The organism is Brenneria rubrifaciens (assembly GCF_005484945.1).
In the GTDB taxonomy this organism is placed as follows: domain Bacteria; phylum Pseudomonadota; class Gammaproteobacteria; order Enterobacterales; family Enterobacteriaceae; genus Brenneria; species Brenneria rubrifaciens.
In genome coordinates, this window is sequence record NZ_CP034035.1 from 2,931,921 (window position 1) to 2,945,804 (window position 13,884).

General features: G+C 52.1%; 11 protein-coding genes, 1 tRNA gene, 2 rRNA genes and 1 pseudogene. 8 read left to right on the plus strand and 7 right to left on the minus strand.

Going from position 1 to position 13,884, the window contains the following annotated elements; genetic code table 11:
- Positions 1-27: 27 nt before the first annotated feature.
- The 3 genes from hpt to EH207_RS13335 form a co-directional block, all read right to left on the minus strand.
- On the minus strand, positions 28-561 hold the full coding sequence (hpt, locus tag EH207_RS13325) for a hypoxanthine phosphoribosyltransferase (protein ID WP_137715355.1): 534 nt from the start codon (positions 559-561) through the stop codon (positions 28-30).
- Positions 562-785: 224 nt separating this feature from the next.
- Positions 786-1,847 (minus strand): ABC transporter ATP-binding protein, encoded by a 1,062-nt coding sequence (locus tag EH207_RS13330; RefSeq protein WP_137714426.1) that lies wholly within the window; start codon positions 1,845-1,847, stop codon positions 786-788.
- A 4-nt stretch (positions 1,848-1,851) separates the two neighbouring features.
- Positions 1,852-3,432 (minus strand): ABC transporter permease, encoded by a 1,581-nt coding sequence (locus tag EH207_RS13335; RefSeq protein WP_137714427.1) that lies wholly within the window; start codon positions 3,430-3,432, stop codon positions 1,852-1,854.
- A 280-nt stretch (positions 3,433-3,712) separates the two neighbouring features.
- Between EH207_RS13335 and EH207_RS13340 the strand changes: the two genes are divergently transcribed.
- The 7 genes from EH207_RS13340 (at position 3,713) to nrdF (ending at position 9,923) form a co-directional block, all read left to right on the plus strand.
- Positions 3,713-4,060: a YacC family pilotin-like protein gene (locus tag EH207_RS13340; protein ID WP_137714428.1), complete on the plus strand. Its 348-nt coding sequence runs from the start codon at positions 3,713-3,715 to the stop codon at positions 4,058-4,060.
- Between the two features lie 107 nt (positions 4,061-4,167).
- Positions 4,168-5,031, plus strand: a complete 864-nt coding sequence (speE, locus tag EH207_RS13345) for a polyamine aminopropyltransferase (protein ID WP_137714429.1) — start codon at positions 4,168-4,170, stop codon at positions 5,029-5,031.
- A gap of 29 nt (positions 5,032-5,060) precedes the next feature.
- Positions 5,061-5,855 carry an adenosylmethionine decarboxylase gene (gene speD, locus EH207_RS13350; protein ID WP_137714430.1) on the plus strand — a complete coding sequence of 265 codons (795 nt, stop codon included), beginning with the start codon at positions 5,061-5,063 and terminating at the stop codon, positions 5,853-5,855.
- 296 nt (positions 5,856-6,151) lie between these two features.
- Positions 6,152-6,391 (plus strand): glutaredoxin-like protein NrdH, encoded by a 240-nt coding sequence (nrdH, locus tag EH207_RS13355; protein WP_137714431.1) that lies wholly within the window; start codon positions 6,152-6,154, stop codon positions 6,389-6,391.
- Between the two features lie 9 nt (positions 6,392-6,400).
- Positions 6,401-6,808 (plus strand): class Ib ribonucleoside-diphosphate reductase assembly flavoprotein NrdI, encoded by a 408-nt coding sequence (gene nrdI, locus EH207_RS13360; protein ID WP_137714432.1) that lies wholly within the window; start codon positions 6,401-6,403, stop codon positions 6,806-6,808.
- On the plus strand, positions 6,787-8,937 hold the full coding sequence (gene nrdE, locus EH207_RS13365) for a class 1b ribonucleoside-diphosphate reductase subunit alpha (protein ID WP_137714433.1): 2,151 nt from the start codon (positions 6,787-6,789) through the stop codon (positions 8,935-8,937). The genes nrdI and nrdE overlap by 22 nt, the downstream gene beginning before the upstream one ends.
- Before the next feature lie 23 nt (positions 8,938-8,960).
- Positions 8,961-9,923, plus strand: a complete 963-nt coding sequence (gene nrdF / locus EH207_RS13370; RefSeq protein ID WP_137714434.1) for a class 1b ribonucleoside-diphosphate reductase subunit beta — start codon at positions 8,961-8,963, stop codon at positions 9,921-9,923.
- Between the two features lie 94 nt (positions 9,924-10,017).
- Here the strand turns inward: nrdF and EH207_RS13375 are convergent, their stop codons facing one another.
- Positions 10,018-10,398 (minus strand): hypothetical protein, encoded by a 381-nt coding sequence (locus tag EH207_RS13375; RefSeq protein WP_137714435.1) that lies wholly within the window; start codon positions 10,396-10,398, stop codon positions 10,018-10,020.
- Between EH207_RS13375 and EH207_RS13380 the strand changes: the two are divergent.
- Positions 10,351-10,464 (plus strand): annotated as a pseudogene (locus EH207_RS13380) (IS1 family transposase); the annotation flags it as partial. The gene EH207_RS13375 and the pseudogene EH207_RS13380 overlap by 48 nt on opposite strands.
- Positions 10,465-10,534: 70 nt before the next feature.
- Here the strand turns inward: EH207_RS13380 and EH207_RS13385 are convergent.
- The 3 genes from EH207_RS13385 to EH207_RS13395 form a co-directional block, all read right to left on the minus strand.
- A tRNA-Asp gene (locus tag EH207_RS13385) sits at positions 10,535-10,611 on the minus strand.
- A gap of 51 nt (positions 10,612-10,662) precedes the next feature.
- Positions 10,663-10,778, minus strand: a 5S ribosomal RNA gene (gene rrf / locus EH207_RS13390).
- 111 nt (positions 10,779-10,889) lie between these two features.
- Positions 10,890-13,795: ribosomal RNA gene (locus EH207_RS13395) — 23S ribosomal RNA — on the minus strand.
- Between the last annotated feature and the right edge of the window lie 89 nt (positions 13,796-13,884).

Below are 13,884 nucleotides of genomic sequence, written 5' to 3' on the forward strand. Positions count from 1 at the left end.
CAACGGGCGTCATTTATCCCACCAGTCTCACGCCTGAGGGACGACTTTGCCGACATAGGGTAAATGTCGATAATGCTGGGCGTAGTCGATGCCATAGCCCACCACAAACTCATCGGGAATAGAGAACCCCACCCACTCGACTTTTACGTCCACTTCCCGGCGTTCCGGCTTATCCAGCAGGGTACATATCGCCAGCGATTCGGGTTCGCGCAATTGCAGGATTTCACGCACTCTGCTCAACGTGTTGCCGGAGTCGATAATATCCTCAACGATCAACACATCTTTACCACGAATATCTTCGTCCAGATCCTTGAGGATTTTGACGTCGCGCGTGCTATTCATCCCGCGGCCATAGCTGGATGCCGTCATGAAATCGACTTCGTGTGAAACATCAATAGCCCGGCACAAATCCGCCATAAAGATAAATGAACCGCGCAGTAAGCCAACCAGCACCATATCGTTGCCGCGGTTACGGTAGTGTTCACTGATTTGCCGACCTAACTCGTTAACTCGCGCCATCACTTCCTGTTCGGAAATCATGACTTCTACGGTATGTTTCATCATACTCATAACTCTTAAATAGAAAAATCCCGCATCATCGGCATAGACGAAGGTTGTCACCAATGATGCCCCTATGCTGACCTTTTATCAACGCGGGCAGGTTGCGCTCAAGGGCGTGAAGTATACCAGAAACCCTCCGCCAGAAATTTAACGGTGAACGAATTGAGGCGTAAAACCGGGCTGACCCTAAGCGCAATAGTAATAGCGAATATTCAGTTGCGGGTTTATGAGTCTGCGTCTGGCGTTACCGGAAAGAGTACCGGCTGATCGGTTTTAATGCTCAGACGCACGTTCTGTCCTGGTTCAAACCAGTTGCTGGTTTGAACCAGGATCGTCTGCGCATTCAGACTTACCTTATAGAGATTGGACGTACCGGTAAAAAGCCTATCCTCAATTTGCGCCGCGCCGTCTGCATCCAGCGCCAGCGCCACATCCAAAGGGCGCACCATCCAGTCGCAGGCTGAATTAATCGGTTGATTCAGCGGACGGTTCGCATGGTGTTCGCCTAGTGCGCTCTGCCATCGATGATCGCTCAGGATCTTCACGGGCAAATAATTCGTGTTACCCAGAAAATCCGCAGCAAACCGGTTGATAGGACGGTGGTATAGCTCATAGGGATATCCCTGCTGCACAATGCTCCCCTCTTCCAGCAAGATGAGATGATCTGCACAGGCAAACGCCGCTTCCCGGTTATGTGTCGCGAAAATAGCCGCGATGTGCCGCTGCTTGAGTATTTGCCGCAGTTCGGTTATCAGATGATGACGACTGTGGCTATCCAGTCCGGGAAAAGGTTCGTCCAGCAACAGCAGTTCAGGCTTACAGGCCAGTATCCGAGCAATCGACAAACGATGCCGCTGTTCATTTGACAATTCGTGAGGATAGCGGGACGCCACATCGTCAAGTTTCAAGAGCGTCAGTATTTCTCCGCCGCTCCGCGCCACCTCGCCGGGCGATTGACCATATAGACCAAACGCCACATTCCCTGCGGCGGTCAAATGGGGAAACAAGGTATCGTCCTGAAAAATCAGGCCAATCTGACGTTGCTCCGGCGGCAACCTCTGCTGGGGTGTACTGATAGATTGCCCGGCAAGCTTAATTTCCCCCTGCTCTATCGGTAACAACCCGGCAATAGCCTGCAATAGCGTCGTTTTGCCGCTACCGTTTCTGCCCAACAAACAGATCGCTTCATCCGCTCTCACGGCAAACGTCACCTTTTCCAGACTCGCCCCCTGCGGCGAGCGACAGCTTAATGACTGCACACCCAGAATATCCACCAACGTCACCATTTGATTACCCTTTGAAGTTCAAAACCCGGCTCAAGCCGACCACCGGCGCCATTCCCACCAGGACCAGCACCAATGCAGGCAAGGCAAACGACATCACCGGCTCCTCCAAAGTAAACCGGAAAACATAGCTCGCCAGCGTTTCAAGATGAAACGGACGCAATAGCAGAGAGACATTCAGTTCCTTCATACTTTCTGTAAAGATCAGCACCGCACCGCCTAGCAGGGCACGACTCAACAAGGGAAGATGTACCCGCGACCAACGCGCTGCGGCAGAGCATTTCAACACCAGACAGGCTCGATCCAGCGATACCGGAATCTTCGCCATGCTGTACTCCAAACCATCCAGCATCAGACGACTGAATTTGACGCTGTAGGCCAGTATCAAGACGAATAACGATTGTGATAACAGCGTTTCTGGTAACGATAGCGCCACGCTTTTAGCCAACTGCCCGATAGCGTGATCGATACAAACCAGCAGGATAAACAAACCAATGGCCAAAACAGCGCCCGGCATCGCATAGCTTAGCCTGATCAGACACACAGCGTGCGGGTTGGCCGATTGGCCTGCCGTTCGGTTATAAAACACAAACGATAACGCCATGAGGGTAATCAATGCCGTGGTCATGACAGATACCAGCACGCTATTACCGATGGCGTGCAAAAACGCCCTATCCCATCCCCGCACAACGTCCATCACGGCCCAGGACGCCAGCCGCAAAAAGGGGAAAATGAACGCCAGACAGACAAGACTCCAGCAGTAGAACTGCGCCAGCCCGCTCCGCCAGCCTCGTAAAACTGGCGGGGCAAACGGTTCCGACTGCAAATGCGTTTGATAGACTTGTTGTTTCCGCCGCCAAATGTGCGCCAGAAACATCAATAAAAAAATAACGGGCAAAATCATAACGGCAACACGCGCTGCCGCGCTCAGATCGCCCTGATGCTGCCAGATATCCAGCACGGCGGTCGTCAGCGTGGGGATCGCCAGATAAGACGCCGTGCCGTAGTCGCCGAACGCCTCCAGCGCAACCAGCACCGCCCCCACAACCATGGCTGGCCGGGTGATTGGCAGGCACACGCGCCACATCACCTGTGAAGGGGAATGCTTAAGCAACCGGGCAGAATAAAGCAGGTTGGCAGGCTGTTTCGCCAATGCATGACGCACCAGCAGATAAATATACGGGTAAAAAACCAGAGCAAGAATCGCACAGGCTCCGCTGAGAAAAGCCACTGAATCCGACTGCCACCGCACAGGCGCGACAAACCTCAGCGCATCGCCATAAAGATAAGCCAGCAGGAAAGCGGGCATCGCCAGCGGCAAACAGAGCGCCCACAGCAATAGACGCTGGCCGGGAAAACGGGTCATCGCCATCAGCCAGGCCGCGGGCAAGCCGATGAGCAGGCTGAGTAACGTCGTGCCCGCCATCAGCACGGCGGAATTCAGCAGATAAGTCGTTAGCCCTGTTTGCCATAGCAGGGTAAATCCTCGACCTTCAGCAAAAAAAGCCTGAAACAAAAGCGTTGCTAAAAGAAGCAGCAACAGCCCCGCCGACAACCAACTGCTGACGCGCCAGACACCAGAGATCATAAAATATGGGCTATATCAAATTAGGCTACTCTTATTAATAACAGAGCTTGCTGTCGACGTCATGGCGTCTATCGATGATAAATAGCCTGTAATCGTACGATTAACCTGAGAGGATTTTCCTTGCCGGTAGCCAACCGCCATCATCACTCGCGTTCCGGTCCTGGCCTGAGCCCGTCTTCCCCGTGTTTGGCTGCCGCAGCGCCGCAACAGCAAGAAAGCTTGGAACCTGAGGCAATATCTGTGATAACGTCATCTGACGATACCCGGATCAGGTTTAACCATGAAAAACTCTGCGCTGGCGATGCTCCTCCTGAGTCTGATGAGCGTCTCCTCCGCCAGCAAGGCGCTTAACGAATTTGAAGCGGAAGATCTTGCCGATCTGACTGCCATTTTCGTTTATTTGAAGAACAACTGTGGCTATCAGGATCTGCCCAACGAGCAGATTCGCCGGACGTTAGTCGCGTTTGCGCGGCAGAACAAATGGGATCTCAGCAATTACAATGCCTATAACATGGCGGCGATGGGTGAAGACAGTTATCGCGATCTCAGCAAGATTGCGATCCCAACGACTAAAAAATGCCAATCACTGGCCCGTAATTCACTCGGATTGCTTTCCTACGCGCAATAATCTTCCCATCCTCCGCGCTGACTGAAATTTGACCGTGCAAGCGGCGCAAGAGTTAGCTATGATGGCGCGCCAATTTTCATGGCTGTTATCGCGGAGGAAGCTCTAACATGTCCCAGAAAGAAACTTGGTATGAAACCCTGCATGCCAACTTCGGTCAGTATTTCTCGATTGACCGGGTGTTGTATCACCAAAAGACCGATCATCAGGATCTGATTATTTTTGAAAACGCGGCCTTAGGTCGTGTCATGGCGCTTGACGGCGTGGTTCAGACCACCGAGCGTGATGAATTTATCTACCACGAAATGCTGACCCATGTCCCACTTCTGGCCCACGGCAATGCCAAACGCGTGCTGATCATCGGCGGCGGCGACGGCGGGATGCTGCGCGAAGTCAGTCGGCACCGCCGCATTGAGCACATTACCATGGTAGAAATCGACGCTGGCGTGGTGGAATTCTGCCGCCAGTATTTGCCCAACCATAATGCCGGCGCTTACGACGATCCTCGTTTCAATCTGGTTATTGACGATGGCGTGAAATTCGTCAGTCAATGCAGTGAAAAATTTGATGTCATCATTTCCGACTGCACCGATCCCATCGGACCAGGTGAAAGCCTGTTCACCTCGGATTTTTATCAAGGATGCGCGCGTTGCCTGAATGAAGGCGGCATTTTTGTCGCCCAAAACGGAGTCTGTTTCCTGCAACAGGATGAAGCCGTTAACAGTCACAAAAAACTTAGTCGCTATTTCAGCGACGTGAGTTTTTATCAGGCAGCCATACCGACCTACTACGGTGGTATCATGACATTCGCTTGGGCCAGTAATAATGCGACGCTGCGCCAGATCACCGTAGACACTTTACGTCAGCGCTTCGCCGCTTCGGATATTGTATGTCGCTATTACAATCCAGAAGTGCATGCGGGTAGCTTTGCGCTACCACAGTATTTATTGAATGCATTATCCGGTTCACGATAATTCTCACATCAACAAGGGGGTGACTTAAATTGCACAAGCTGAAACTACACGGCTTTAACAATCTGACCAAAAGCCTGAGTTTTTGTATCTACGATATCTGTTACACCAGAACAGACGATGAACGTGATGGTTACATCGCCTATATTGATGAGCAGTATAACGCCAACCGTTTGACGGAGATCCTGAGCGAAACCTGCTCAATCATCGGGGCCAATATTCTTAATATCGCCCGTCAGGACTATGAACCGCAGGGCGCCAGCGTCACGATTCTGGTCAGCGAAGAGCCGATAGACCCGCGTGATGTCGATAACTCTGAACACCCGGGGCCTTTGCCCAATTCTGTGGTTGCGCACCTCGATAAAAGCCACATTTGCGTACATACCTACCCGGAAAGCCATCCTGAAAGCGGGCTGTGTACTTTTCGCGCCGACATTGAAGTGTCGACCTGTGGGGTGATTTCTCCCTTAAAAGCCCTTAACTACCTGATTCACCAATTGGAATCCGACATCGTGACCATTGATTATCGCGTGCGGGGATTCACCCGGGATATCAATGGTGTAAAGTATTTCATCGACCATCAGATCAATTCAATTCAGAACTTCATGTCAGAAGATATGAAATCGCTTTATCACATGATGGACGTTAACGTTTATCAGGAAAATATCTTTCATACCAAGATGTTACTGAAAGACTTCGATCTGAAGCACTATCTGTTTAACGTCAGACCCGAAACATTGAGCGAAGCCGAGCGTAAAAGAATCACTGATTTGCTGTATCACGAGATGCAGGAGATCTATTACGGCAGAAATCTGCCCATACTGTAACGTCTTCCTTAAGGGAGCGAGGCTCCCTTCCTTAACCACCCTTGCCGTTTCCTAAAAATTATTCTTTCCCTGTTTTTGCTTTTACCCTTGCGCCGTCTGGGTTAGCGGCCTTTTGCGTAGACCCACACAAAAATTTCTACATCTTGTATGGTTGAAATTAAAAACAACTACATCTAGTATTCAAAGCGTGACCTCATCACCCATGATGGTTGCTTCGTGGATCGGTTCGGGTGCAGATACCCGTGATGATAGCCGCTCCGACAAACTCTCTTTACGCCAGAAGGTAAATACGAATCATGCGCATTACCATTTTCACCAAACCAGATTGTGTTCAATGCAATGCGACCTGCCGTGCGCTGGATAAACAGGGAATTGACTATCAACTGGTGGACTTAACGGAAGATGCCCAGGCGTTACAGCAGGTAAGAGCACTCGGTTATCAACAAGTACCGGTTGTGATGACGGCTGACGATCATTGGAGCGGCTTTCGTCCTGACAAAATCAGTACGCTTCACGCCTCCCAACGGCTTCAGTAAGGGCGCGCGATGAACCCACTGGTCTATTTTTCCAGCCAGTCGGAAAACACCCATCGCTTTATCAGCAAGGTTGGGTTACCAGCCCTGCGAATACCCATCGCGACCGAGCTACCGACACTGAAAGTGGATCAGCCTTATATTCTGGTGGTTCCCAGCTACGGCGGCGGCGGTAGTAAAGGCGCCGTCCCCCGTCAGGTGATCCATTTTCTGAACGAACGGCAAAATCGTGATTACCTGCGTGGCGTCATCGCCGCAGGCAATATGAACTTCGGCGCAGCGTACGGTATCGCGGGCGACATTATCGCGCAGAAGTGTCAGGTGCCTTACCTGTATCGCTTCGAGCTGCTTGGCACCGCAGAAGACGTTGCAAATGTGCGTAAGGGAGTAATTGAATTTTGGCAACAACAGAATCCGTGACCACCAAACCAGCCAACACGGAGCTGGACTACCATTCTCTGAACGCCATGCTGAACCTCTACAACGCAGAGGGAAATATCCAGTTTGAACAGGACAAACTGGCCGCACGGCGTTATTTCCTGCAACACGTGAATCAAAACACCGTGTTTTTCCATAATCTGGAAGAAAAACTGCGCTATCTGGTCGAAGAAGGCTATTACGAAGCCGAAGTTCTGGATCAATACGCCTTCAATTTTATCAAAAGCCTCTTCCAGCAAGCTTATAGCCATAAGTTCCGCTTTCAAACGTTTCTGGGCGCCTTTAAATACTATACCGGCTACACCCTTAAAACCTTTGATGGCAAACGCTATCTGGAACGCTATGAAGATCGCGTCTGCATGGTCGCACTGACGCTGGCCGCCGGCGATGCCGAACTTGCCAGCGCCCTGGTGGACGAAATCATCAGCGGCCGGTTTCAGCCTGCCACGCCCACTTTTCTGAACTGTGGCAAAAAGCAGCGGGGCGAGCTGGTTTCCTGCTTCCTGCTGCGCATTGAAGACAATATGGAGTCCATCGGTCGCGCCGTTAACTCCGCGCTACAGCTTTCCAAGCGCGGAGGCGGTGTCGCCTTCATGCTCACCAACATCCGTGAAACCGGCGCGCCGATCAAACGCATCGAAAATCAGTCATCCGGCATTATTCCGGTGATGAAAATGCTGGAAGATGCGTTTTCCTACGCCAACCAACTGGGGGCGCGGCAAGGGGCTGGCGCGGTTTATCTCAATGCGCATCATCCCGATATTTTGCGCTTCCTTGATACCAAACGGGAAAATGCCGATGAAAAAATCCGCATTAAAACGCTATCGCTTGGCGTCGTCATCCCGGATATCACTTTTCAGCTAGCGAAAAACAATCAGGTGATGTATCTGTTCTCGCCATACGATGTCGAGCAGGTATATGGCGTTCCGCTATCGGAAATCAGTATCAGCGAAAAATACCATGAAATGGTGAACGACAAACGCATCCGCAAGTCACACATCAAGGCCAGAGAGTTCTTCCAGATTCTTGCCGAGATCCAGTTTGAGTCCGGCTATCCCTACATGATGTTCGAGGATACGGTAAACCGGGCGAACCCGATTCAGGGACGCATCAACATGAGCAACCTGTGCTCTGAGATTTTACAGGTTAATGACGCCAGCCTGTACGATGAAGACCTGGGCTATCAACATATCGGCAAGGATATCTCCTGTAATCTCGGCTCGCTGAACATCGCCAAAACGATGTCGTCCCCCGACTTTGGGCTAACGGTGGAAATGGCCATTCGCGCACTAACCGCCGTTTCCGATATGAGCCACATCCGTTGCGTGCCTTCTATCGAGAAAGGTAACGACGAATCTCACGCCATTGGCCTCGGCCAGATGAATCTGCATGGTTATCTGGCGAAAGAGCGCATTTTTTACGGTTCCGAGGAAGGCGTTGATTTCACCAATATCTATTTTTATACCGTTGCCTACCACGCACTGCGCGCCTCAAACCAACTGGCGATAGAACGGGGTCAGCGATTTAAAGGCTTTGAAAATTCGAAGTATGCGTCTGGCGAATATTTTGACAAATACATCGAACAGAAATGGCAGCCCGCAACAGAACGCGTACAGACGCTGTTCGCACAGGCAGGGATTGCCATTCCCACCCAGCAGGATTGGGCGGCCTTACGCGAGTCGGTCATGGCTTATGGCATTTATAATCAGAATTTGCAGGCCGTGCCCCCAACTGGCTCGATTTCTTATATCAATCATTCTACTTCCAGCATTCATCCGATTGTGTCGCGTATTGAGATTCGTAAAGAGGGCAAGATCGGACGGGTTTACTACCCTGCGCCTTATATGACCAATGACAATCAGGAATACTACCAGGACGCCTACGAAATCGGCCCGCAGAAAATTATTGATACCTACGCCGCCGCCACCCAGCATGTCGATCAGGGGCTGTCGCTGACGCTGTTCTTCCGCGACACGGCCACCACGCGGGACATCAATAAAGCGCAAATTTACGCGTGGACCAAGGGTATCAAAACCATCTATTACATTCGAATACGACAGATGGCGTTGGAAGGTACAGAGGTGCAGGGCTGTGTGTCCTGCGCGCTATAGCCATCGTTGAAGGAAATTTGATTATGACATTGCTGACGCGCGTCCAGGCCATCAACTGGAACAAAATTGAAGATGAGAAAGATTTGGAGGTCTGGAATCGGCTGACATCGAATTTCTGGCTGCCGGAAAAAGTGCCGCTTTCCAATGATATTCCTTCATGGGGAACGCTGAACGCCCATGAACGCCAGTTGACGATCCGGGTTTTCACCGGACTGACGCTGTTGGACACCATTCAGAACACGCTGGGTGCGCCAACACTCATGCCTGACGCGGTTACGCCTCATGAAGAGGCAGTGCTATCCAACATCAGCTTTATGGAAGCGGTTCATGCCCGTTCCTATAGTTCCATTTTTTCAACACTGTGCCTGACTAGCGAAGTGGATGACGCCTACCGCTGGAGCGAAGAAAATCCGGCGCTACAGAAGAAAGCATCCATTATTCTGGCGCATTACCGCAGTGACGACCCGCTGATGAAAAAAGTCGCCAGCGTTTTTCTGGAGTCTTTCCTGTTCTATTCGGGCTTCTATCTGCCGATGTATTGGTCAAGCCGCGCCAAATTAACCAACACCGCGGATCTGATACGGCTGATTATCCGGGATGAAGCCGTGCACGGTTATTACATCGGCTATAAATTCCAGCAAGGTCTGGCAAAAGCGGATACCGCACGTCAGCAGCAGGTTAAAAATTTCGCGTACGACCTGTTGCAGGATTTGTATGACAATGAAGTGCTGTATACCCAGGAGTTGTACGACAGTGTCGGCTGGACGGAGGATGTCAAAAAATTCTTGCACTATAATGCCAATAAAGCGTTGATGAACCTGGGTTATGAAGCGTTATTCCCTGCCGGCATGACGGACGTGAACCCGGCGATCCTCTCCGCGCTTTCGCCTAATGCTGACGAGAATCATGACTTCTTCTCCGGTTCCGGTTCTTCATACGTGATTGGCAAAGCGGTGAATACGGAAGATGAGGACTGGGACTTCTAGCGGCGCAGGCGCTTAAATGCCAAAACCCTGAATCAGTGATGACTCAGGGTTTCAGGTAAGACGATCTCATCCTCCACATTGACGAGCACGCGGATCAAATCGTGCGCGGCGATATCAGCACCCGGCCATGAAGTCGGCATCTGAACCCTCGTCCCCGCCTGCTCGCCAAGGTGACGCAAGCCCCGTGCGGCCTCGGCTTCAACGCATGGCAAGCGTCAACAATGGCGGCAAGATCATTGACCTGGGCAGCGGTGCGAACCCGATCCAGTCCTTTTTCCACACTGCGCCCCAATCCTTCCATTAATACCGTTATTATGGCCTGATCGTCGTCGCCGACCAGCGCGATGAGAGCGGAGCGGTCCACCGGTTCCTGTGCGTCGGACCATGACAGGCGGCCGGCCGCGATAGCCAACGCGCAAATGAAAATACCGGCCATCAGCGTTATCGCTATCAGACATGCCGCAGCAGTTTTCAACTTGAGTACGAGTACAGCGCCTGTCATCCAGGTATGAAAAAGCGAGTTCTTGAGACGAAAAAAAACCGTATGCCTTTGACAGCGATACGGTTTTCATTCATCCAGAGATGTATGGGAACATCCCGGAATAGGTAAGTGGCGGAACGGACGGGACTCGAACCCGCGACCCCCTGCGTGACAGGCAGGTATTCTAACCGACTGAACTACCGCTCCACCGAATTTCTTAATACACCAGAACAACTCTGGTTTACTGCTTAATTTGATGCCTGGCAGTTCCCTACTCTCACATGGGGAGACCCCACACTACCATCGGCGCTACGGCGTTTCACTGCTGAGTTCGGCATGGGGTCAGGTGGGACCACCGCGCTATCGCCGCCAGGCAAATTCTTTTCCGTCCCGACCGTCATGCGCCTTTCCTCTCGCACAACCATCAGAACCTATCACGGAACAAGCTGACTATCTCTTCTCTCTCAAAACACCTTCGGCGTTGTAAGGTTAAGCCTCTCGGGTCATTAGTACTGGTCAGCTCAACGTATCGCTACGCTTACACATCCAGCCTATCCACGTCGTCGTCTTCAACGGCCCTTATGGGGACCTAAAGTCCCAGGGAAGACTCATCTCGAGGCAAGTTTCCCGCTTAGATGCTTTCAGCGGTTATCTCTTCCGCACTTAGCTACCGGGCAATGCAATTGGCATCACAACCCGTACACCAGCGGTGCGTTCACTCCGGTCCTCTCGTACTAGGAGCAACCCCTCTCAGTCTTCCAACGCCCACGGCAGATAGGGACCGAACTGTCTCACGACGTTCTAAACCCAGCTCGCGTACCACTTTAAATGGCGAACAGCCATACCCTTGGGACCTACTTCAGCCCCAGGATGTGATGAGCCGACATCGAGGTGCCAAACACCGCCGTCGATATGAACTCTTGGGCGGTATCAGCCTGTTATCCCCGGAGTACCTTTTATCCGTTGAGCGATGGCCCTTCCATTCAGAACCACCGGATCACTAAGACCTGCTTTCGCACCTGCTCGAGCCGTCACTCTCGCAGTCAAGCCAGCTTATGCCTTTGCACTAACCTCCTGATGTCCGACCAGGATTAGCTGACCTTCGTGCTCCTCCGTTACGCTTTGGGAGGAGACCGCCCCAGTCAAACTACCCACCAGACACTGTCCGCGACCCCGCTCAGGGGCCCACGTTAGAACATCAAACATTAAAGGGTGGTATTTCAAGGTCGGCTCCACGCAGACTGGCGTCCGCATTTCGCAGCCTCCCACCTATCCTACACATCAAGGCTCAAGGTTCAGTGTCAAGCTATAGTAAAGGTTCACGGGGTCTTTCCGTCTTGCCGCGGGTACACTGCATCTTCACAGCGAGTTCAATTTCACTGAGTCTCGGGTGGAGACAGCCTGGCCATCATTACGCCATTCGTGCAGGTCGGAACTTACCCGACAAGGAATTTCGCTACCTTAGGACCGTTATAGTTACGGCCGCCGTTTACCGGGGCTTCGATCAAGAGCTTCGCCTTGCGGCTGACCCCATCAATTAACCTTCCGGCACCGGGCAGGCGTCACACCGTATACGTCCACTTTCGTGTTTGCACAGTGCTGTGTTTTTATTAAACAGTTGCAGCCAGCTGGTATCTGCGACTGGTCTCAGCTCCGTCCGCGAGGGACTTCACCAAATCCAGCGTGCCTTCTCCCGAAGTTACGGCACCATTTTGCCTAGTTCCTTCACCCGAGTTCTCTCAAGCGCCTGAGTATTCTCTACCTGACCACCTGTGTCGGTTTGGGGTACGATTGCGTGTTACCTGGTGCTTAGAGGCTTTTCCTGGAAGCGTAGCATCGGTTACTTCGCCACCTTGGTGGCTCGTCGTCACGCCTCAGTGTTAATGACGACCCGGATTTTCCAGGGTCATCCACCTTCACGCTTAAACCGGGACTACCGTCGCCCGGCCAACCTAGCTTTCTCCGTCCCCCCTTCGCAGTAACACCCAGTACAGGAATATTAACCTGTTTCCCATCGACTACGCTTTTCAGCCTCGCCTTAGGGGTCGACTCACCCTGCCCCGATTAACGTTGGACAGGAACCCTTGGTCTTCCGGCGAGCGGGTTTTTCACCCGCTTTATCGTTACTTATGTCAGCATTCGCACTTCTGATACCTCCAGCAGCCCTCGCAGGCCACCTTCGCAGGCTTACAGAACGCTCCCCTACCCAACAATATCGCTATTGCTGCCGCAGCTTCGGTGCATGGTTTAGCCCCGTTACATCTTCCGCGCAGGCCGACTCGACCAGTGAGCTATTACGCTTTCTTTAAATGATGGCTGCTTCTAAGCCAACATCCTGGCTGTCTGGGCCTTCCCACATCGTTTCCCACTTAACCATGACTTTGGGACCTTAGCTGGCGGTCTGGGTTGTTTCCCTCTTCACGACGGACGTTAGCACCCGCCGTGTGTCTCCCGTGATAACATTCTTCGGTATTCGCAGTTTGCATCGGGTTGGTAAGTCGGGATGACCCCCTAGCCGAAACAGTGCTCTACCCCCGAAGATGAATTCACGAGGCGCTACCTAAATAGCTTTCGGGGAGAACCAGCTATCTCCCGGTTTGATTGGCCTTTCACCCCCAGCCACAAGTCATCCGCTAATTTTTCAACATTAGTCGGTTCGGTCCTCCAGTTAGTGTTACCCAACCTTCAACCTGCCCATGGCTAGATCACCGGGTTTCGGGTCTATACCCTGCAACTTAACGCCCAGTTAAGACTCGGTTTCCCTGCGGCTCCCCTATTCGGTTAACCTTGCTACAGAATATAAGTCGCTGACCCATTATACAAAAGGTACGCAGTCACCCCCCATTAAGAGAGGCTCCCACTGCTTGTACGTACACGGTTTCAGGTTCTGTTTCACTCCCCTCGCCGGGGTTCTTTTCGCCTTTCCCTCACGGTACTGGTTCACTATCGGTCAGTCAGGAGTATTTAGCCTTGGAGGATGGTCCCCCCATCTTCAGACAGGATGTCTCGTGTCCCGCCCTACTCATCGAACTCACCGTCTGTGCCTTTTCGTGTACGGGGCTGTCACCCTTTGTTGCGCGACTTTCCAGACGCTTCCACTAAGGCACAAACTGATTCAGGTTCTGGGCTTCTCCCCGTTCGCTCGCCGCTACTGGGGGAATCTCGGTTGATTTCTTTTCCTCGGGGTACTGAGATGTTTCAGTTCCCCCGGTTCGCCTCGTTTGACTATGGATTCATCAAACGATGATGCACTAGTGCACCGGGTTTCCCCATTCGGGTATCGTCGGGTATTACGGCTCATATCGCCTTGCCGACGCTTATCGCAGATTAGCACGCCCTTCATCGCCTCTGACTGCCTAGGCATCCACCGTGTACGCTTAGTCGCTTAACCTCACAACCCGAAGGTGTCTTTGATTCTTCAAAGCCTCTTCGCGCCGTGATTATTGAGAGACTCTGATGCGACCGCCTTTTTATCGCTAA